A 21,733-nucleotide genomic window follows, 5' to 3' on the forward strand; every position below is an offset into this window, starting at 1 on the left:
GATTACTTGGCCGCGTTTTTCGCGCGCTTGCGCTCATTTTCGGTCAGTAACTTTTTACGCAGACGAATGCTTTCCGGCGTTACTTCCACCAGCTCATCGTCTTCAATAAATTCCAGCGCCTGTTCCAGCGTGTGCTTGATCGGTGGAGTCAGAATGGTCGCTTCATCGGTACCGGATGCACGTACGTTGGTCAGCTGCTTACCTTTGGTCGGGTTTACCGCCAGGTCATTGCTGCGCGAGTGAATACCAATAATCTGGCCCTCGTAAATATCAACACCATGTCCCAGGAACAAACGACCACGATCCTGCAAGCTGTACAGCGAGTAGCTCAAGGTTTTACCTTTCACCATGGAAACCAGCACACCGTTTTGACGCTTGGCCACTTCACCTTGCTTCACTTCACCATAGTGATCGAAGATGCTGGTCATGATGCCGGAACCAGAGGTCAGCGTCAGGAACAAACCACGGAAACCAATCAAGCCACGAGACGGAACGATGAATTCCAGTTTTACGCGACCTTTACCATCGGGCTCCATGTTGGTCATTTCCGCTTTACGCAGACCCAACTCTTCCATCACCGCGCCTTGATGCTGTTCTTCCACATCAATGACAACGGCTTCGAAAGGTTCTTGCATCACGCCGTCGATTTCTTTCTGAATAACTTCAGGACGGGAAACGCCCATTTCGAAACCTTCACGACGCATGGTTTCAATCAACACTGACAAGTGCAATTCACCACGACCGGAAACAATAAATTTATCGGCGCTATCGCCCTGTTGTACACGCAAGGCAACGTTGTGAATCAATTCCTGATCCAGGCGCTCTTTAATATTACGAGAGGTCACTAACTTGCCTTCCAGACCGGCGAACGGAGAATCGTTCACCATAAAGGTCATCGATACCGTTGGCTCATCAACACTGAGGGCCGGTAAAGATTCAACATTGTCCGGGTCACACAGGGTGTCAGAAATGCCCAGACCATCAATACCATTAATACAGACAATATCACCGGCGCTGGCCAACTCGGTGTCAACGCGATCCAAACCCAGGTAACCTTTTACGTTCAGAACTTTACCTTTGCGGGTAGAGCCATCAGCCTGGGCAATCACCACCTGCTGATTCGGCTGCAAAGTACCGCGAGTAATTCGACCTACACCGATTACGCCCACATAGCTGTCATAATCCAGGGCAGAAATTTGCATTTGGAAAGGCGCTTCAGGATCAACTTTCGGCGCGGAAACGCGCTCGGCAATCATTTCGAACAGTGGCGTCATGTCGTCGGCCAGATCATCTGGCTCATGACCCGCAACACCGTTCAACGCAGAGGCGTAAATGATTGGGAAATCCAGCTGCTCATCAGTCGCACCCAGACGATCAAACAGATCGAAAACCTGATCGATAACCCAGTCAGGGCGAGCACCAGGGCGATCAACCTTGTTCACAACTACGATTGGGTTCAGGCCCTTCTCAAACGCTTTCGAGGTTACGAAACGGGTCTGTGGCATGGGACCATCAACAGCATCAACCAACAGCAGCACAGAATCGACCATGGACAGAACACGCTCCACTTCACCACCGAAATCGGCGTGCCCCGGGGTGTCTACGATGTTAATGCGGTAGCCGTTCCACTCAATGGCGGTGTTCTTCGCCAGAATGGTAATGCCGCGCTCTTTCTCCTGATCATTGGAGTCCATCACGCGCTCGGCGCCTTCGTCGCGGCGGCTCAGGGTACCGGACTGGCTAAGCAGTTTATCCACCAGGGTGGTTTTGCCATGGTCAACGTGGGCAATAATGGCAATATTGCGTAAATTCTCGATCACTATGATGTATCTCTCTAAAAATCTGCCCTGCCGGGCTTAAGAAGGGGCGGCATTATACAGAGACTGCCTGACGAAATCATGACCAAATTTGGTTTTTTCCAGCCGAAGGGCTCACCGGGAGAGTGCTGGCCAAAAGACAGATACTCCAGACCAGTCAGAAATCAGAAAGTGTGTGCCTACTTACCGAAGTGGCATACCGGCAGAGGCTCGCAGACCCGAGCGTATTACTTGAATTCAGGGCACAGGTATCAGAATTATTGCCAACCGTAACGGCTGCCTTTTTCCTTGCGCTTGGCTTTCACCTTTTCGTTCTCGTTTTTGACCAGCTCATACTTTGTCAAATTGAGCTTGGATCGATCAGAGGCACAGTTCACGTAATAGTGGTCGCTGGTCCCGCCACCGTTTTCGTTCTCGTAAAGATAGGCTTCCATATACACAAGATACTGCCCTTTCTTTTTATCGAGGCGACTGGAACGAGTGTCTACCGACAGGGTTTTCAGTTGTTTACCCAGGCTATTACGCGTGTAGCGTTCACAGGCAATGCGCGCATCATTCAAGGTCAACTTGCCATAAACCGGAATGCCATCACTGAAGGTATCCGGGTCTGCCAGCGTGGGCCCCTGATTGGCCACAAAGGCACCGATCCCAATGGCCACCAGCACAATACCAATGATGATACCGATGACCTTCTTCTGTTTACTTTGTGTGTTTGACGCTTTCGCCATGATCGCTTCGCCTGTTCGCAGCCCTGTGCCTGATATAAGAGCTATCGGATAAACGGTCATGTTCTTTAATGGGTTTTGGCATAAATGCTCATAAACTGGCGCTCACTATCACGGGTTTCTCGACAAACTCTGGTCGCTCGCCTCAGTTTGCACCCGTAAGCCGAACATCCCGATAGCAAAAGCGCCCCACCGCACTGTAATTAAACAAGCGAGTTAGCACCGCCACCAGCAACAGAGAAAACAACAAACGCCCCCAAAAGATCGCGTTGAAGTCGGCCCCCAGCAAGAGAATCAGCAAGGTGTCCTCTATCAGGCTATGCAACAGGCTCAACATCATAATGGCACTGAACACATCCTTGGGCTCGACCCTCCCCTGTCGCGCCTCATCGATCAGAATACCGCCACCAAAGGCCATACCGAGCGTAATCCCGGTAATGGTGATGGTCATGGCACTTCGGGCGATTCCCAGGATTCGCAGCACCGGTGACAAACACCAGGCCATCAAGGCCTCCACCCCCAAAATACGCAGCAGGCGCAGTACCGCCAACAAAAGCGCAACAATCGCGAAGATCACCGTAAAACTGATCACCTGTTCCTTCGCCCAGCCCCACCAGCTGGTGGCCATCTGAATCTCGGGCTGCCAAAGCAATTCTGCGGCTTGCTCCGCTGGCCAGACGCTGTACATCAGCCTGAGCAGCCAGGCAAACGCCAAAGCACCCACAATGCGCAGCAGCAAACTGAAAATCACCGAAACACCCGCCTGGCGAGCAATGGCCACCTCCACGGGAAGACCATGGGCGATCAACATCAGGGCGCCCAAAATACTGATCTGGGCCTGTGTGAGAGGCTCTCCCAGCTGCACATAAACCAGCATCCCAGCATAAATATTGGAGAGCATGGTCGCTGCCCACACCAATGACATCGATTCCGGCAGCCCCACGGCATTCATCAGCGGCGCTAGAAACTCCGCCAACACCTCACTAAACCCCCAGTTATCCAGCAGCTTGACCACCACAACCACCGGCAACATGACCTTGAACAGGCTCCAACACACCCGGTAGGTTTCCTCGGCCCAAGCTCGAAAAAATGACTGCATTCTTGAATTGTCCTCTATAAACCGCTGCTCACAAGTCAGCGCAAAACTGATCGAGAAGCGCAGTATTGTGCCCTATTGCCACAAACTTGAATTTTTTACTTGGGCATCGTTAGGTAATTTTTGATTTAATATTAAGTAAATGCCTAATTGAATTTCTTAAAATAGCCACAATATGAAATCTAATAATCTGGACCGTATCGACATCGCCATCCTATCTCGGCTGCAGGAAAACAATCGCATTGCGAATCAGACCCTGGCCGCCGAAGTGGGCCTATCGCCTCCGGCCTGCTTGCAACGGGTTAAACGCTTGCGCGAGAGCGGCCTTATCCTCAAGGAAGTCGCGGTTCTCGACCCACAATTGGCCGGCCATGGTTTGCAGTTGATTGTCAGCGTGGAGATGGAACGGGATCGCAAGGATATCTACCGGGCTTTCAGTGACACCCTATTGGAAGCAAAGGAAGTCACTCAGTGCTATGAGGTGACCGGGGAAATGGATTTTATTCTGTTGGTTTCGGTGCGGGATATTCGAGCGTATGAAAAATTTATTGATCGCGTACTGAATAGCAACGTCAATATTCGCAAGTTTCACACCTCGATTTCCATTCGCACAGTGAAGTTTGAAACCGCTCTGGATCTTCAAGCCGAGAGCGAGTAAACGTCAGTTACTCGCTCTTCATATCGGCCAACTTAAGGGCGATAAACGCCCACCTGATAACCATCATCCGCCAGATGACTGGCATGAAGTCGACTCATAATGCCTTTGTCACAGTAGAGATAGTACGGACCACCTTCTTTTAGGCTGGCCGCTTTGCTGCTCAGGCTATAGAAAGGGATACAAACCACTTCCTGCCCGTCTTTCATCTTCAACGGGCTTTGATCGACTTCATCCGGGTGACGAATGTCGACCACGATCGCGGCTTCTGGCAACTCGGCCAAAATCTCCACATCCACACTGCTCTGCTCGGTATCGGCCATGATCTGATCGATGGTTTGCAGACGACGCTCCTCGACAGCACGCTCCAGTACGCTGAAATCAAAATTAGCTTCCTGTTCCAGCACATCTGCCATCTTGGCACCAGTGGTGGGCTTCTTGGAGATCACACCACAGTATTCAGGCATAGCGGCCGCGAACTCTTCCGTGCCGATTTTGCGCGAAATATCAATAATGTCGTTCTTATCCATGGTGATCAGCGGGCGCAGCACCAAAGTATCGGTCACCTTGTCGATTACCGATAGATTGGTCAGGGTCTGACTGGAAACCTGGGCCACGCTTTCCCCGGTTACCAGTGCCTGGATATCCATCTGCTCAGCCACCTGTTCAGCGGCGCGCAGCATCATACGCTTCAACACCACCCCCATATGGGAGTTTTTAACATTCTTCAGGATCTCGCCCACCACCTCTTCAAAAGGCACCGTAACAAAGCGCACTTTGTGGGAAGCCCCAAATTTGTTCCAGAGATAAAAGGCGACTTCTTTCACACCCAATTCGTGTTCACGACCGCCCAGGTTGAAAAAGCAGTAATGGGTACGCAGGCCGCGCTTGATGGTGAGATAGCTCGAGACCGTAGAATCAAAGCCACCGGAAATCAGTGACAATACCGAGTCCTGGGTACCGATGGGAAAACCTCCCAAACCTTGGCGGCGAGCCTCTACCACGTAGAGTTGATCATCCTTTACTTCCAGCTGTACGGTGACATCAGGATTCTTTAAACGCACTCCGGCAGCCTCAGTGTGCTGATTCAGGCCACCACCGACATAGCGCTCCAGATCGGTGGAGCTGAAATCATGACTTCCTGTACGCTTGACCCGCACGCAGAAGGTTTTCTCAGTCAGAGCCTCTTTCCAGTGCACCATTGTCTTCTCGAATACATCGTGCTGATCGCCCAGCGGGTATTGGTGCACCAATGAGAAATGGGCAATACCGGGCGTGGTGGCCAGTACTTGATTGATCTTTTGAATCAGCTGCGGATCATCACCTTCAGCCATGACATCGAGCTTTTCCCAATCCCGGGTAACACGAATGGATGGGTCAACCGGGCGCAACAGATCCCGCAGGTTATTGCGCAGCTGCTTGATAAAGCGCTTGCGAACGGGTGCGCTCTTGATGGTGATCTCTGAGAAAAGTCGAACGATAATGTGCATAGGAAGTAGCGTATATTTCAGTCAAAGGACTCGGCCGGGCCGAAGGGCGGGGGATTATAAAACAGTCGACCGGATTTCTCACGGTTACTTTTTCATCACTTGCAAGCAGCTCAGAAGCACGACCCGAACCACCTCCTAAGAGACCTGATCCTGCGCACCAAAAGCGCCCGCCAGCCTTTGGCAATTCGCCCCGGCCCCGACGCTCAAACCATCGCAGCAACCCTTCACAGCGCCCCTTTACAATAACCCAGGCACCATTTTGGTGCATCGCAATATAAAAAACACCAAATTGGCGCACAACTTTGGTGCCAAGCACGATAAAGCCCACGAATACCGGGTTCAACAAGGTAATTGGCGGCTGGCACGATATTTGCCAAGTGTAGATCCGTATGCATTAAGGCCGCACGATCCAATAACGGTTTAGGCCGCGCATGTAAATTAGCCAATGACCATAGCCCCCTGGAGGTTGAACATGTCAGAGAATACCTTAAAGCTGATCGAAGAGAGCGAAGCCCGTTGGGTGGACCTGCGTTTTACCGATACCAAAGGTAAAGAACAGCACGTAACCATTCCCGCTAAAGTTGTCGATGAAGACTTCTTTGAAGACGGCCAAATGTTTGATGGCTCTTCAGTCGCTGGCTGGAAAGGCATTAACGAGTCTGACATGATTTTGATGCCTGATGACGAGTCCGGCGTTTTGGATCCCTTTACCGATGAGCCAACCGTTATCGTTCGCTGTGACATCGTTGAGCCTTCCACCATGCAAGGTTACGAGCGCGACCCACGCTCTGTTGCCAAGCGCGCAGAAGAGTACCTGAAGTCTACTGGCCTGGGTGATACCGCTTTCTTCGGTCCCGAGCCTGAGTTTTTCGTTTTCGACGACGTAAAATGGAAAGACAACATGGGTTCTTGCGGTTACGAAATCAATTCCGAAGAAGCCGATTGGTCTACCGATAAAGAATTCGCCGATGGCAACATGGGTCACCGTCCACGCGTGAAAGGCGGTTACTTCCCAGTACCACCGGTTGATAGCCTGCACGACATCCGCGCTGCAATGTGTAATGCCATGGAAGCCATGGGCCTGGACGTTGAAGTTCACCACCACGAAGTCGCGACGGCCGGTCAGTGTGAAATCGGTGTGGTTTTCAACACCATGGTTAAGAAAGCAGACGAAGTACAGATCCTGAAATACTGTGTGCACAATGTCGCTCACGCTTACGGTAAAACAGCGACCTTTATGCCTAAACCGGTAGTCGGCGATAACGGTTCTGGTATGCACGTTCACCAGTCGTTCTGGAAAGATGGCGAAAACCAGTTCGCTGGTAACGGTTACGCTGGCCTGTCTGAAACCGCGCTGTACTACATCGGCGGCATCATCAAGCACGCGAAAGCCATTAACGCCTTCTCCAACCCGGGCACCAACTCCTATAAGCGTTTGATCCCGGGTTTTGAAGCACCGGTAATGCTGGCTTACTCTGCTCGCAACCGTTCTGCGTCTATCCGTATTCCTTACGTTGCCTCTCCAAAGGGCAAGCGTATCGAAGCGCGTTTCGCTGACCCAATCGCCAACCCGTACCTGTGCTTCGCCGCTATGCTGATGGCTGGCCTGGACGGTGTTCAGAACAAGATCCACCCTGGCGATGCTGCGGACAAGGACTTGTACGATCTGCCTGCTGAAGAAGCTCTGGCGATTCCACAGGTTGCCGGCAGCCTGCGTGAGGCCCTGGATGCACTGAAAGAAGATCACGAGTTCCTGACTCGCGGTGGCGTATTCACCGAAGACATGATCGAAGCGTACATCGACCTGAAGATGGAAGACGTATACCGCGTTGAGCAAACCACTCACCCGGTAGAATTCGACATGTACTACTCTGTATAAGTCGCCACGCGATCCCAAAGGCCTCTTCGGAGGCCTTTTTTATTTCCACCTCTCTTTTCTCCTAGCTACCAAGGTATGATCTTTTCCAAGATCCAGCTACGCATTTATTACTACTACCGTGCAGACAAAAGCGTATAATTACTGCCCTAAAAATGTGCAAATTTGAGTATTAACCCATGAGCCGCCCGCTGTTTGAGGCTTTTCCCCGCTTAAAGGAACGCATTCCTTTTTTAGCAATCGCCAAGTTACCCACCCCCATTGAGGCTCTCCCTCAACTGGCGCCGAATCTATGGGTAAAACGTGACGACAAAACCAACAGCCTGTATGGCGGAAATAAAATTCGGAAACTGGAATTTATTCTGGCCGATGTTTTGCGCTCGGGAAAAAAAGAGTTAGTGAGCTTTGGCGCCATCGGCACCAATCATGGTGTGGCAACATCGATTTATTGTTTGCAGATGGATATTCCTTTGCAAATGATGTTGTTCGAACAACCCGTTACTCCGCAAGTGCAACAAAACCTGAAATTAATGCATCGCTTCAATGCGCAATTACATTATCAGGGCTCTTTATTTAAAACCGCTGCAAAATTCTATCTGGGCAAATGGTTGCGCGGCCGCGATCGCTATTATCTGTTTGCGGGTGGCTCAACGATTCAGGGTTGCCTTGCTTTTGTGAATGCGGCCTTTGAATTAAAACAACAAATCGATGCCGGCTTGCTGCCAGAACCGGACTATATTTACTGCCCGGTGGGCTCCAATGCCACATTAGCCGGATTAACACTGGGCTGTGGTTTGGCGGGCATCAACAGTCAGCTGATTGGTGTGCGTGTCGCCCCGTCCCATATCGGACCGATTCCCGCCTGCACTTTCAGCACCGTGCGCAAACTGCAGAGAGCCTGTTATCAATTTCTCTGTGATCTGGAACCACGCATCAAAGAACACAAACTCACCAAGTTTCAATTGATGGACAATTATTATGGCGACGGTTACGGCCACGCCAGCAAAGAGGGGGAATGGGCCCAGGAGATGTTTGAGCAAGCCGAGCTTGAACTGGATCCCACTTATACCGCCAAAACCGCCGCCGCTGCATTGAACGCTTGCGCCAACTCCCCGGATAAAAAGATACTCTATTGGCACACTTACAATTCGGCAAACGTCGCAGACATTGCTGCCAAGGCAGATTTGGACAGTATGCCGAAAGCCCTGCAAGGGTTTATTCAGGAACCTGTCGTATAGTAGAGCCCAGCTGCCCGCTTAGCAGCCGGGCAATTTCGGCAAGGCACTTTTATTGGCGCCTGCACTCTAAGTGTCAGCTCTTATCAGCACGGTATATGCACTATGAAGCCTTATTTTGTATTTCTCCTGGCAACGCTCATCGCCGCTCCACTGGCGGCACAAATCTATAAGCATGTCGATGAAAACGGCAAGGTCAGCTACAGCGACAAGCCGGCTGAAGATCAAAAGAACGAGCAAGTTGAGTTAAAGCCAATCAACACCACACCCGGCATGGACCTGGAACAACTCGCCAAGGAAAAACAGAATTTTGTCAGTCATTTCAATGCCGACTACCAACTGTTTCTAAGCAGTCCCAGTGACGGCGCCCATATGATGGCCCACCAACGCGACCTGCAAATTGAAGCTGGTTTCACAGTCACTATTCGCAGCAACAGTCCCGATCAGGCCAAGATTGATCAGGAAAAGCAGGCGGCCATGGCCGCAGCAAAGATTGAGATTTACTTCAATGGAAACAAGCTCGCCAGCGACAACGGCAAAGCCACCATTAAGGAAATTACCCGCGGAGAACATAAGATCACCGCTCGCCTGGTCAATGGCGGCGGCAAAGAGCTGGCCCCGGCCGCTTCCGCTACCGTCTATGTCCATCGCCCTTTGAGACGATAGGGGCAACACCAGACAACAAAACGATACACGCGCCAGCACCAGAGCCTGGCAAACGGAATTACGCCCCAAAAGCCTCCAACCTTCGCACCAAATTGGTGCGCTCATTTCTCAATTTCGCTATCATGCTTAACTCAGCATTATTTTATTGGCCTGAGACCTAAAACTTCCCCTTTAAAAACAACAAGTTAAATCAATATCGGCGAATCCTTTCCTACTTGGTTTGGTTTTTGCTGTATGCAGAGAGATAGGGCAAATATGCGCTGAAGCAAGGCGAGACCTGCCCAACAAGTGGCAAGTGGGCCCTCAGGACACAGCCCAAAATGCGATGGAGCCTATGAATTACCAACAACTGCTCGATAGCTTGAATACTGCGGTGGTGATCGTCGATCCCCAGCTGCAACTCTTGCACATGAACCCGGCGGCCGAAAATCTGCTGGCGGTCAGTCGAGCCCAGGTTGCCAATCAATCCTTTCTGGCTTTTTTCCGCGAAAGCGACGAGGCCATTACCACCTTGCAGGAAGCCTTGCAGAAACAGAACCAGTACACCAAACGTCGTGCCTGCTGGTTGCTGCCCAATGGCAATCAGTTGACCATCGACTACAGCGTAACACCACTGGCCGATCAAGACGGCCTGGCGATTGAAATCCAACCCCTCGATCGGCTGTTGCGCATCTCCCGCGAAGAGGCTCTGCTCAGCGCCCAGGAAACCAGTCGTAACCTGGCCCGCAACATGGCCCATGAGATTAAAAACCCTCTGGGTGGTATTCGCGGCGCAGCACAGTTGCTGTCCAAAGAACTCGACAGCGAATCCCTCAAGGACTACACCCAGGTGATCATTGATGAGGCGGATCGCCTGCGCAATCTGGTCGACAGAATGCTCGGCCCGAATCAGCCACTGCAACTAACCGCGATCAATATTCACGAAGTGCTGGAGCGTATTCTGACCGTTATCCACGCCGAAGTGGGTAATAAGGTTGAGCTACTGAAAGATTATGACCCGAGTATTCCAGACCTGCCCGCCGACCCGGAACAATTGATCCAGGCACTCTTGAATGTCGCTCGCAATGCCGTGCAGGCGTTGCTGGAAGCCAATATCGAGACACCGCAAATTACCCTGCGCAGCCGGGTGCAGCGCCAGTTCACCATCGGCCAGAGTTTTCATCGGTTGGTGGTGCGAGTCGATATTATCGATAACGGCCCGGGCATTCCCGACGACATTCTCAGCCACATTTTTTACCCAATGATTACCGGCCGGGCGAATGGCACTGGCCTTGGGCTGGCGATATCCCAACAACTGATCAGCCAGCATGGCGGTTTGATCGAATGTGAAAGCGAGCCCGGCAACACCCAGTTTTCAATTTACTTACCTCTTGGCAAGGCCTGTGAACCATGAATATGCAAGAGCAAACCGTTTGGATTATTGATGATGACCGCAGCATTCGCTGGGTGCTTGAAAAGGCACTTCAGCAGGCCAGCATCAAAACTGAAAGTTTCTCCAGTGGCGATGACGCCCTGCAACGCCTTGAACATCAACAGCCAACCGTGATCATCAGTGATATTCGAATGCCAGGTACCGATGGTTTGTCCCTGTTGGGACAATTGCAGGAGCGCTTCCCGAATCTTCCGGTCATCATCATGACCGCACATTCGGATCTGGAAAGCGCTGTTTCGGCCTACCAAAGTGGCGCCTTCGAATACCTGCCCAAACCTTTCGACATCGACGAAGCTGTCGCCATGACTCAGCGTGCGTTGACCCAAGCCGCAGAACAGATCCAACAGAACCCCAATACCGAGGACAGCGATGCCGAGATTATTGGCGAGGCCCCTGCCATGCAGGAGGTTTTCCGTGCGATTGGTCGCCTGTCTCAGTCTAATATCACGGTGTTGATTAACGGCCAGAGCGGTACCGGCAAAGAGCTGGTGGCACAGGCCCTGCATCGCCATAGCCCAAGACGACAACAGCCTTTTATCGCCCTGAACATGGCAGCCATTCCAAAAGATCTGATGGAATCAGAATTGTTTGGCCATGAAAAAGGCGCCTTTACCGGCGCCAGCAGTCAGCGCCAGGGCCGCTTTGAACAGGCCAATGGCGGCACTCTGTTTCTGGACGAAATCGGCGATATGCCGGCCGATACTCAAACCCGATTGCTGCGAGTACTGGCCGATGGCGAGTTCTACCGGGTTGGCGGCCATGTGCCGGTGAAAGTGGATGTACGCATCATCGCCGCGACCCACCAGAATCTCGAACAGTTGGTGGCCGATAATCGCTTCCGGGAGGATTTGTTCCACCGCTTGAACGTGATCCGGATTCACATTCCGACGCTGGCCGAGCGCCAGGAGGACATTCCCAAACTGGCCGAGCATTTTATTCGCCGCGCCTCGAAAGAACTGAATGTGGAACCTAAAATCCTGCTGCCCCAAACCCAAGCGTTTATGTGCTCCCTCGACTGGCCAGGTAATGTCCGACAACTCGAAAATACCTGCCGCTGGCTGACTGTGATGGCCTCCAGCCGGGAAATTCATATCGAAGACCTGCCACCTGAACTGTTGGAGAAACAACAAGGTGGCCAAAGCAGCGGCAGCGGTGATTGGGAAAAATGTTTACGCCAGTGGGCCGACAATGCCCTGAGTCAGGGTCAAAAAGAAATTCTCAATAACGCCCTGCCAAGGTTTGAGCGCGCCATGATTGAAACCGCGTTAAAGCATACCGCTGGGCGCAAACGCGATGCCGCGGTGCTGCTCGGCTGGGGGCGCAATACCCTGACCCGTAAATTGAAAGATCTGCAAATGGAACACAGCGACTAGGAAAAACGCCATTCCATGTAGCGATGTCCCGGCACTTCGGCAACAGGGGATTGCCGCTCCGCACAAACCTCAAAACCCAGCCGCTCATAGAGACGCTGGGCGGCGGGGTTTTCCATAGACACATCCAGGGCTAAACCCGCATAACCATTCTCGCGCGCAATATCAGCGGCATAATCAATCAGTTTGGAGCCAATACCCATGCCCTGGGCTTCTGGAGCAACAGCGAGATGAGCCACCACCAAAACATCATCCGCCGGTGGTTTGATCACTTCATCAATCACTGAGGAACGTTTTGCCACCCCCCAGATTCGCCAGCGAAAGAAACTCAATACCGACATAACCGTTGGCAGATACATCGCGCTCAAACCACGACTGTCGTAATTAAACATGGAACCCAGAACGCTGCCATTGTGGCGCACCAGCACATGATTACGATGGGAATACTGACCCCGGTGACGCTGAACCGCGTGATAGAGAAAGTCTTGGGCAGCTGGCGTTTTCTTACCGAAAACATAATCAAAGGCCTTTGGGCCCGAACTGTAGATCAGGCTGGCCATTGCTTCGGCATCTTCCGGAGCAGCGTGTTCAATTTTGAAATTTTCCATGGTGCCCTTAGACAGAATTACATCGGCCAACAATGGTGGATGAGGAAAAGCTAAAGCATAGACCACTTATAGGGGCCAAGACTAATCGATTTTGGTATCCGGAAGGGATTGTGCGGGAACAGACATAAAAAACGCCGCATATAGCGGCGTTTTTTGAAACAGGCAGAAGGCTTAGTGAGTCTCGTCTGCCTGGCCTTCAGCGGCCTGTTGTTGCTGCTGTTGAACAGCTTGTGCAAACAGGGCGTCGAAGTTAACTGGTGGCAACATCAGGGCCGGGAAGCTGCCCTTACCTACGATGTTGTCAATCGCTTCACGTGCGTACGGGAACAGAATGTTCGGACACATGGTGTTCAACACGTGAGTCAGCTGCTGATCATCCAAACCGGTAATGGTGAAAATACCTGCCTGATGAACTTCGGCCAGGAAAGCGGTCTCTTCGCCCAGCTTAACCGTTACAGTGATGGTCAAGGTCACTTCGTAGTTGTTGTCATCCAACTTGTTAACCTTGTTACCCAGCTCCTGATTTACGGCTGGCTGCCATTGCTTGGTGAACGCTTCCGCACCCATTGGGGCTTCGAAAGATACGTCTTTAACGTACAAACGCTGAACTGCGAATTGTTGACCTGCTTGTTCTTCTGCTGCTGCAGCCGCTGCAGCTTCCTGGTTATGCTCTTCAGCCATACTCTTGCCTACTCTTTAAATTTAAGGTGTTTCACACCCGTTATTGTCTACGTTCGATGTTACGAAACGATAAATCGCTCCGTATTGCTCCTATTAAACCGGTTGATGCCTGAGCCAAGCCAAAGCTGCCGGGTAATAACGAACAGATTGGGGTGGTTTTTCCGATTTCAAGGCCATCCCCGGGAGTTCTTGATCAGCCTGCTCTGGCCAGCATCGGGTCCAGCTGACCGGTCCGTTCCAGCGCATACAGATCGTCGCAGCCACCAACGTGGCTTTGCCCGATCCAGATCTGGGGCACGGTTCTTTGCTGGGCCTTGTGCATCATTTCAGCACGCAACTCGGGATTGCCATCAACGTTCAATTCCTTGAAGTCGACGCCTTTGGACGACAACAGAGCCTTGGCACGATGGCAAAAAGGACAGAAGTCACTTGAATAAATGGTTACATCAGCCATGGAACCGCTCCTACTTCTTCACAACGGGCAGGTTTTGACCCTGCCAATCCATCATGCCACCACTTAGGCGATTGACCGAGAAGCCACGCTGGGCCAACTGCTTGCCTACCGCACCGGCATGCTGTCCCATCTTATCGACGACTACGATGGTTTTGCCCTCATGCTTATCCAGCTCAACAATGCGCTTTTCCATGGTATTGAAAGGAATATTCAACGCATCAACAATGTGGCCAGCGTTAAACTCTTTGGTTTCACGCACATCGAGAATCACCGCCTCACCGTCATTGACCAGACGAGTCAGCTCGTGACTGCTGATGGTTTTGCCGCCTTTTTGCTTCTCTGTGAATACATAGAAGAAAATCAGGCCCAACAGAATACTGACCAGCAACCACTGCTCAGTAACAAATACCAGTACGTCCACGCGTCTACCGCCCTCTCAATTGCTTCAACACCCCATCGGGATGCCAGCTTGGCTAAAATCCCAACTTGGCTAAAATCAAAGCGCCGCAGTATACACGCTATAGCCCCGGTATTTCATCTACGCGGGCGGAAATTACAGCATTTATGAGCATTCGCGCCGACGAAGGCGAAAGTGGCCTGAGCAGCTCACCCTCTTCGCCGACTTGAGACCGCTATTTCATGGTGTTGAAGGGCACAAAGAGGTAAAATTCGCCGTTTTTCAGTGATAGCAATTAAGGTAATAACAATGACGGTGGCGAAAGGCCCTTTGGTTCTGCTCATTTTGGATGGTTTTGGCTACTCGGATAGCCAAGAGCATAACGCGATACACAATGCCAACAGCCCCACTTGGGATGCCTTGGTAAAAGAGCGGGCAAACACCTTAATTGCCACTTCCGGTATGGCGGTGGGCCTGCCCGATGGTCAAATGGGTAACTCCGAAGTGGGTCATATGACGCTGGGTGCCGGCCGCGTGGTTTATCAAAATTACACCCGCATTAACAAAGCCATTGCCGACGGCGATTTTTTCAACAACCCGAGCTACACCCAAGCCATCGACAAAACCGTTGCCAATGGCGGTGCCGTTCACATTATGGGCCTGCTGTCACCGGGTGGTGTTCACAGCCACGAAGCCCATATGAATGCCGCCATCGAATTGGCCGCACAACGAGGCGCCAAAGAAATTTATCTGCACGCGTTCCTGGACGGTCGCGATGTCCCCCCACGCAGCGCTGAACCTTCATTGCAAGCGAGCGATACCCTGCTGCGCGAAAAAGGCCTTGGTCGTATCGCTTCCGTCAGTGGCCGTTTTTTCGGCATGGATCGCGACAACCGTTGGGATCGCGTTCAACAGGCCTATGACCTGATGACCCTGGGCAAAGCCGAATATCGCTATGCCGACCCGATCAATGCCTTGCAGGCAGCCTACGCTCGCGATGAAGATGACGAGTTCGTCAAAGCCTCCGTGATTGCCGACGATCAAGAACAGCCCGCAACCATTAACGATGGTGACTGCCTGCTGTTCATGAATTTCCGCCCCGACCGCGCACGCCAGATCACTCGCGCATTTGTCGATGATGGCTTTGACGGTTTCGAGCGTGAAGCCCGCCCGGCTTTGGCAGACTTTGTCATGACCACCGAATACGCCGCCGACATTCCCGCCAGCTGCGCATTCCCACCACAAAATCTGGTGAACTCCTTTGGCGAGATTATGGCCAAACAGGGCAAGCAACAATTGCGCATCGCCGAAACCGAAAAATACGCCCATGTGACGTTCTTTTTCAGCGGCGGTCAGGAAGAACTGTTCGATGGCGAATGCCGTGAGTTGATCCCTTCACCGGACGTTGAAACCTACGATCAGAAGCCGGAAATGAGTGCCCCGGAAGTTACTGAGAAACTGACTGCCGCTATTGAATCCGGAAAATACGATGTCATTATCTGTAACTATGCCAACTGTGATCAGGTCGGCCACACCGGCGACTACCATGCCGCAATGAAAGCGGTAGAGGTTGTTGATGAATGCCTGGCCAAAGTATTTGCCAGCATTGATGCCAGTGGCGGCGAAGCTCTGGTGACCGCCGACCATGGTAATGTTGAAACCATGTTCGATACCGAGAGTGGTCAAAAGCATACCCAGCACACAACCTTGCCAGTGCCCTTCGTTTATTATGGCCAGAGAGATATTCGTCTGGCCGAAGGTGGCAGCCTCGCGGATGTGGCTCCAACCATGCTGGCCCTGATGGGTATCGATCAGCCAAGCGAAATGGACGGGAACAACCTGGCCATTCTGGCGGCACACTAGAATACGGAGATAGCTTTATATGCAGCGCTTTTTTACCCGACTTGGCCTCTGCGCCTGTTTGATCTGGTCGCCGGCTTTGCTGGCCCAGGATTCCGCGACGGAATACGAAGACAAACTAAAACAGTTGCGCGAAACCATTGCTGAACTCAAACGTGAAATCAATTCGGTAAAATCCAATCGCAATGCGCTGCAAAACAAACTGCAAACGTCTGAAGAAGATATTGCCGCATTGCTGAAAAAGATCGATCGTTTAAAGGGAGATCTTGCCAGCCAAAAAAAGCAGCTAAGCCGGCTCAATAAAGAGCGGGCGCAACTTCAGCAGAAAAAACTCAGCCAGCAAAAACACATTGGCGAAGAAATTAATGGTGCCTACCGTTTAGGTCAGCGCGGAAATTTGCGTCTCCTGCTCAATCAGCAGGAGCCCGACAAATTCAGTCGCCAACTGCGCTACTATCACTACATTCTGGAAGCACGACAGGAAAAGCTGACTGAGTTTCGCGACACCATTGCACAACTCGACAACATCGAACCGAAAATTCTGGCCAAGACCGAAGCAATTGGCGAACAGCAGAGCCGCCTGCAAAGCCAGCACAAGGAACTGACCTCAAGGCAAGCAGAGCGACGTCGAACTCTCGCCGCACTGAACAAAACCCTCGCTTCAAAAGATGCCCAGTTGCAAAACAAAGCGGCGGATCAAAAGCGCCTGCAAAAACTTCTGGACGAAGTCAGCCAAACCCTCGCCAATATTAAATTACCCGGCAGTGGCGTTGCGTTTAAAAAACGCAAAGGCAAATTGAAATGGCCCAGCAGCGGACGCATTCGCCACCGTTTTGGCAGCCCTCGAGCGGATGGTAAATTAAAATGGCAAGGTGTTTTTATTCGCGCCAATGACGGTCGCCCGGTAAGGGCCGTTCACCACGGCCGAGTGGTGTTTTCCGATTACCTCAAAGGGCACGGCATGCTGATCATTGTCGATCATGGCGAGGGCTATATGAGTCTTTATGCTCACAACCAAACCCTGCTTAAAGACACCGGTGATTGGGTCAACAGTAACGATGTCATTGCCAAAGTTGGCAACACTGGAGGCCTCGAAGAACCCGGGGTTTACTTCGAGATTCGTTACAAAGGCAACCCTACCAACCCAGCTCGCTGGTGCCGGGCCTGATTCAGCCGCTATACCCTTCAGGAGCCCGCAAAAAACCGCCTCGGGGCTACTATAAGTATGGTATGGTTGCGGCTGAACACCCGCCAATAAGAACTACCGGATAATGGACGTCAAATTATGAGGCCTAGCCGACTTAAGCAAATCAGCCTTGCCCTTTGCGTGGGCCTTGCAACAGGCATCAGCCATGCGCAAGACGCTGCCAGCGATCAGAATGCCCAACAAGGTGCTGATCAGGGAGTCGCTCAAAGCAATGAACAGGGTCGTTTACCGCTGGATGATTTGCGTACCTTTACCCGGGTCTTTGAAGACATCCGCAGTGGCTATATCGAGGAAGTCGACGATGCGACGCTGTTTGAATATGCCATCAAAGGCATGTTGAGCGAACTCGATCCTCATTCCACATTTCTCGACGCCAGTAACTTCGACAACCTGAAAGAGAACACCACCGGTCAGTACGGCGGCCTCGGTATTGAAGTTGGCATGGAAGATGGTTTTGTCAAAGTGATCAGCCCGATGGATGACACTCCGGCCTCTACCGCCGGAATCGAAGCCGGCGATCTGATCGTACAAATCGACGGTAAAAGCATCAAAGGCAAAAGCTTGGCAGAAGCCATCGAACTGATGCGCGGTGAAAAAGGCAGCAAGATCACGCTGAAAGTGATGCGCGATGGCCTGGAAAAACCCAAGGATATCGAGATCATCCGTGATTATATTAAAGTCACCAGCGTGCGCTCTCGCCTGTTGGATGATCACTACGGCTTGATTCGCATCGCTCAATTTCAAATTCCTACCGGAAAAGATTTTGTTAAAGCGATTGAAAAACTGAAGTCCGAGGCTGAGCCTTTGAAAGGCTTGATTATCGATCTACGCAATAACCCTGGTGGCGTGCTGCGCGCTTCTGTGCAAGTTGCTGACGCCTTGATGGATGGTGGCCAGGTGGTCTATACCGAAGGCCGAATCAAAGGCGCCAATGCCGAGTTCAATGCCGAGCCCGGTGACATTACCGACGGCATGCCCGTGATTGTGTTGATTAACGGAGGCTCAGCTTCCGCTTCGGAAATTGTGGCCGGTGCTCTGCAGGATCACGATCGCGCGGTCATTCTCGGCACACGCAGTTTCGGCAAAGGCTCCGTACAAAGTGTTATTCCCATCAGCAAGGAAAAAGCCATTAAGCTGACCACGTCCTTGTACTTCACACCGAATGGCCGCTCCATTCAGGCCCAGGGAATTGAGCCGGATATCGAAGTGGAACGCGCCCGTCTCACGGCCATCAAACCCCGTGCACGCATCACCGAAGCCGATCTGTCCGGTCATTTGGGGAATGCCAACGGTGGAGAAGAAAGCGGTGCTGCTGAACGCAAGCGTCGTCAGGACAATGGCCGCAAGCTTCTAGAGCGCGACAACCAACTCTATGAAGCCCTGAATATTCTGAAAGGCCTGAGCCTGCTGAGCAAAAAATAAGTTTGTATGAAGTTCTGTTTTACCCTTTTTATCTCTATCGTGAGCATGGTCTGCGTACCAGCCCATGCTCAAAAACCTCGCCTGGCCATCATCATTGATGATATCGGCTACCATCTGGAAAACGGCTACCGCAGTATCCAACTGCCGGTGCCCGTCACCCTGGCGGTAATACCCCATAGCCCCAATGCCCGTGAGTTGGCGAAAGCCGGACATGAAGCTGGCAAAGAGATCATGCTGCATTTACCGATGGCGAGTCACGATGAGAATGCGCCATTGGATGAAGGCGGTCTCACCCCGGCGATGGCCGAAGAAGAATTCAAGGATATCGTTCGCAAGGGACTCTCCGCAGTACCTCATATTCGCGGGGTGAACAATCACATGGGTTCCGCCCTGACGGAGCAGCCCCAAGCCATGCAGTGGCTGATGGATGAGCTAAGGGAGACCTCGTTCTTCTTTATCGATAGCCGGACCAGCCCACTGAGCCAGGCCCAGACACTGGCGGAGCAAAATCAGATCCCCAGCGCCAGCCGGGACGTGTTTCTGGACAACAGCCGACGCCACGCCGATATCCTCGCCCAACTGGAAAAAGCCATCAATCATGCCAAGCGCACCGGCCACGCCATTGCGATTGGCCACCCCTACCCCGAAACCCTGGAAGTGCTGGAAAGATTGGGGCCTCCACTGCGAATGGTTGGCATTGAGTTCGTGCACGCCTCCACACTCATAAACGGAACTGCGTCACAAAACGACCCAGAGCAAGTAGCGAGCCACCCTTAATTGATCTATTTTTAGTCAGGTTAGGAGAATAGTATGATTTTCTCCCAATGAGATTAAACTATAATCGCATTAGGAAACATCAAAAAGGCCAGGATAAGGCCACAATAATTGTGCGAACCAGGGAGGAACACCATGAAAGCACTTAGCACACAACCCAGAAAAGGCGAATCAGGACGAATTCCGCCTCGCAGCGAACGCTGTTTTAAGTCTGGCGATTACTGGTACTACAGTACTCGCGAGCAGATCGATATCGGTCCATTCGACGATATAGATCAAGCCGTCGCTGGCGTGGACGCCTTTGTAGAGTTTGTTTGTGAAAAGCCGACTTTTTCAGATACATTAAAACGGTATAAGTCAGCTGCCTAAACGCTGCGGCCATTAGAAAATTTTCAAAGCCCGGATTGCTCCGGGCTTTTTTATGTCCGCCCGATGTTACCCAAAGCGAACAAACTAAGCCTCAAGCCTCTTCCTTATCAGCTGCTTTGAAATCCACCAGAAACACACTCATCAGTACTGCCAAAATCAATCCCAGCCACGGGTCCATGAGGGCCAGACACATGGCTGACAGCAACATACACCCTCTCTCCGCATTGTTGCTTGCCTTCGCCATCGCAACGTAGGCACAGGCAAAACCGGTCAGCGCTAACGTCACCGCCAGTGCGATCGGCATCATCGGCTTAATGCCCGTCACCACCGGCGCCAGGAAAAAGATAAACGGCAGACCCAGCATATAATAGGAAGAAATGCCGTCGAACAACGACCCCATGACCTGACGCCCTTGCTGCCAGCGCTGGGCAATAACAACATGAATGCCCGTCCACAGGATCCCTTGGGTTGGGAAAAATGGCGCGATCAAAGCGCTGATCGCATTACGAATGGCAACCGAAATATGAGTGCGGGAATCATTAAAATTCAGAGGTTCGTCTTCGCGATCTTTCTCCACCATGGCGAGCACTTCCTTACCCGTCAGCAGATCACCAAAAAATAAAATGTAACCAATCAGTGCCAGTGGAATCCCCTGGATAAACATATCCAGACTTGGCCAACCAATCGCAAACGGGCTGACTTTATTAAACATATCCATCATCGGCAAAGAGAAGAAACCCATTTCAATATCAAACTGAAGTTCTCCCATCAGCGCTCCCACAATGGCACCGAGAATAAAACCGGGGAGCAGGCCCAAAGCCACCAAGCGAGCCAGCATTGGATAGCGCCCCGCGAGGCGGTGCAAAGGCGCGGAGAACGCCAGTAATAAAGACAAACCAATTGCCACACTGGCACTGAACGGGTGAGTGTTAAAAATATTGTCTGCGGCTTGCAGATCAAAAACTTTGATAAACGCCGCAATTGACGCACCGAGGATCACGGCTCCCTTGAGCACCTCCGGCATGATTTTTATCAGTTTGGCGCCGAGCCCACTGACGCCGAGCACCGCCAACAATAGGGCAAAATCCAATGAAATCGCTGTCATCATTTGCAATCGTTCAACAGGTGTTGAGAAGCTGTCTGATAACAACAGAGTTAATACAAAAGGCAGAGCCGGGGTCAACCAACCCGAGGCATAGGGCTCACCGAAAATCATCCAGGACGCACTGATTAAAAAACTGTGCAGGAAAGACATGGCAATGGCTTCTTCAAAGCTGAGGCCAAAATAATGGGTCAGCAATGGTACCAATGCCAGAGCAGTGGCCGCCGCAACAAGAATGCCCTGAAAAAATTCCGGCCAGCAGACACGAGTGTGCAAAATGGGAATACGTGCAGTAAAGCCTAGCCAATGAAAACCGGGTTGCTGCGTAGCACGCTCGCGTTCATTACTCATAGTTGTGTCCGTTTTTCTGGTTGTTATTGTTATCGTTCAGCCCGCAGTATACTGGTTTTTTTCAAGAAACCGCCAACACTAATTTAGATGCCAGGAGCGCAATTCGGCTCCCTACAGGAAAAACGATTTAAATCATCGCCTGTTCA

At 51.7% G+C, this 21,733-nt stretch carries 20 protein-coding genes; 11 read left to right on the plus strand and 9 right to left on the minus strand.

The window, feature by feature from the left end; all coding sequences use genetic code 11:
• Positions 1-2: 2 nt before the first annotated feature.
• From typA to G8768_RS00655, 3 genes are all read right to left on the minus strand, one after another.
• Complete coding sequence (gene typA, locus G8768_RS00645) at positions 3-1,820, minus strand: translational GTPase TypA (protein ID WP_166852974.1); 1,818 nt, start codon at positions 1,818-1,820, stop codon at positions 3-5.
• A gap of 254 nt (positions 1,821-2,074) precedes the next feature.
• Complete coding sequence (locus G8768_RS00650) at positions 2,075-2,545, minus strand: hypothetical protein (protein WP_166852950.1); 471 nt, start codon at positions 2,543-2,545, stop codon at positions 2,075-2,077.
• 142 nt (positions 2,546-2,687) lie between these two features.
• Complete coding sequence (locus tag G8768_RS00655) at positions 2,688-3,641, minus strand: hypothetical protein (protein ID WP_184679345.1); 954 nt, start codon at positions 3,639-3,641, stop codon at positions 2,688-2,690.
• Between the two features lie 172 nt (positions 3,642-3,813).
• Between G8768_RS00655 and G8768_RS00660 the strand changes: the two genes are divergently transcribed.
• Positions 3,814-4,296 carry an Lrp/AsnC family transcriptional regulator gene (locus G8768_RS00660; protein ID WP_166852945.1) on the plus strand — a complete coding sequence of 161 codons (483 nt, stop codon included), beginning with the start codon at positions 3,814-3,816 and terminating at the stop codon, positions 4,294-4,296.
• Between the two features lie 32 nt (positions 4,297-4,328).
• Here G8768_RS00660 and thiI read toward each other — a convergent pair whose 3' ends face one another.
• The gene (gene thiI, locus G8768_RS00665) at positions 4,329-5,783 is read right to left on the minus strand and encodes a tRNA uracil 4-sulfurtransferase ThiI (protein WP_166852938.1); all 1,455 of its coding nucleotides are present in this window, start codon (positions 5,781-5,783) and stop codon (positions 4,329-4,331) included.
• A 472-nt stretch (positions 5,784-6,255) separates the two neighbouring features.
• Here thiI and glnA point away from each other — a divergent pair, with 472 nt between their 5' ends.
• From glnA to ntrC, 5 genes are all read left to right on the plus strand, one after another.
• Positions 6,256-7,662, plus strand: coding sequence for a glutamate--ammonia ligase (glnA, locus tag G8768_RS00670; protein ID WP_166852931.1), 1,407 nt, complete (start codon positions 6,256-6,258; stop codon positions 7,660-7,662).
• 176 nt (positions 7,663-7,838) lie between these two features.
• A complete protein-coding gene (locus G8768_RS00675) occupies positions 7,839-8,897 on the plus strand; it encodes a 1-aminocyclopropane-1-carboxylate deaminase/D-cysteine desulfhydrase (protein WP_166852924.1) in 1,059 nt (352 codons plus the stop codon).
• 102 nt (positions 8,898-8,999) lie between these two features.
• On the plus strand, positions 9,000-9,560 hold the full coding sequence (locus tag G8768_RS00680) for a DUF4124 domain-containing protein (protein ID WP_166852917.1): 561 nt from the start codon (positions 9,000-9,002) through the stop codon (positions 9,558-9,560).
• Between the two features lie 325 nt (positions 9,561-9,885).
• The gene (glnL, locus tag G8768_RS00685; protein ID WP_166852911.1) at positions 9,886-10,953 is read left to right on the plus strand and encodes a nitrogen regulation protein NR(II); all 1,068 of its coding nucleotides are present in this window, start codon (positions 9,886-9,888) and stop codon (positions 10,951-10,953) included.
• A gap of 2 nt (positions 10,954-10,955) precedes the next feature.
• The gene (gene ntrC, locus G8768_RS00690; protein WP_166853497.1) at positions 10,956-12,365 is read left to right on the plus strand and encodes a nitrogen regulation protein NR(I); all 1,410 of its coding nucleotides are present in this window, start codon (positions 10,956-10,958) and stop codon (positions 12,363-12,365) included.
• On the opposite strand, the gene G8768_RS00695 is transcribed toward ntrC, so the two are convergent.
• The 4 genes from G8768_RS00695 to G8768_RS00710 all read right to left on the minus strand — a co-directional run bounded on the left by G8768_RS00695 (position 12,362) and on the right by G8768_RS00710 (position 14,517).
• A complete protein-coding gene (locus G8768_RS00695) occupies positions 12,362-12,970 on the minus strand; it encodes a GNAT family N-acetyltransferase (protein ID WP_166852907.1) in 609 nt (202 codons plus the stop codon). The genes ntrC and G8768_RS00695 overlap by 4 nt on opposite strands.
• Before the next feature lie 171 nt (positions 12,971-13,141).
• Positions 13,142-13,651: a protein-export chaperone SecB gene (gene secB / locus G8768_RS00700; protein ID WP_166852903.1), complete on the minus strand. Its 510-nt coding sequence runs from the start codon at positions 13,649-13,651 to the stop codon at positions 13,142-13,144.
• A gap of 193 nt (positions 13,652-13,844) precedes the next feature.
• The gene (gene grxC, locus G8768_RS00705) at positions 13,845-14,105 is read right to left on the minus strand and encodes a glutaredoxin 3 (protein WP_166852893.1); all 261 of its coding nucleotides are present in this window, start codon (positions 14,103-14,105) and stop codon (positions 13,845-13,847) included.
• 10 nt (positions 14,106-14,115) lie between these two features.
• Entirely contained in the window at positions 14,116-14,517 is a 402-nt protein-coding gene (locus G8768_RS00710; protein WP_166853495.1) for a rhodanese-like domain-containing protein, read from the minus strand.
• Between the two features lie 294 nt (positions 14,518-14,811).
• On the opposite strand from G8768_RS00710, the gene gpmI reads away from it, so the two are divergent.
• The 5 genes from gpmI (at position 14,812) to G8768_RS00735 (ending at position 20,134) form a co-directional block, all read left to right on the plus strand.
• Positions 14,812-16,365, plus strand: a complete 1,554-nt coding sequence (gene gpmI, locus G8768_RS00715) for a 2,3-bisphosphoglycerate-independent phosphoglycerate mutase (protein WP_166852890.1) — start codon at positions 14,812-14,814, stop codon at positions 16,363-16,365.
• Between the two features lie 19 nt (positions 16,366-16,384).
• Positions 16,385-17,530, plus strand: coding sequence for a murein hydrolase activator EnvC family protein (locus tag G8768_RS00720; protein ID WP_166852887.1), 1,146 nt, complete (start codon positions 16,385-16,387; stop codon positions 17,528-17,530).
• Between the two features lie 117 nt (positions 17,531-17,647).
• Complete coding sequence (locus G8768_RS00725; protein ID WP_166852884.1) at positions 17,648-18,991, plus strand: S41 family peptidase; 1,344 nt, start codon at positions 17,648-17,650, stop codon at positions 18,989-18,991.
• Positions 18,992-18,997: 6 nt separating this feature from the next.
• On the plus strand, positions 18,998-19,768 hold the full coding sequence (locus tag G8768_RS00730) for a divergent polysaccharide deacetylase family protein (RefSeq protein WP_166852879.1): 771 nt from the start codon (positions 18,998-19,000) through the stop codon (positions 19,766-19,768).
• 132 nt (positions 19,769-19,900) lie between these two features.
• On the plus strand, positions 19,901-20,134 hold the full coding sequence (locus G8768_RS00735; protein ID WP_166852876.1) for a DUF6316 family protein: 234 nt from the start codon (positions 19,901-19,903) through the stop codon (positions 20,132-20,134).
• Positions 20,135-20,225: 91 nt separating this feature from the next.
• Here G8768_RS00735 and G8768_RS00740 read toward each other — a convergent pair whose 3' ends face one another.
• On the minus strand, positions 20,226-21,587 hold the full coding sequence (locus G8768_RS00740; protein ID WP_166852873.1) for a hypothetical protein: 1,362 nt from the start codon (positions 21,585-21,587) through the stop codon (positions 20,226-20,228).
• Positions 21,588-21,733: the final 146 nt, after the last annotated feature.

The organism is Pseudoteredinibacter isoporae, assembly GCF_011602085.1.
Lineage (GTDB): Bacteria > Pseudomonadota > Gammaproteobacteria > Pseudomonadales > Cellvibrionaceae > Pseudoteredinibacter > Pseudoteredinibacter isoporae.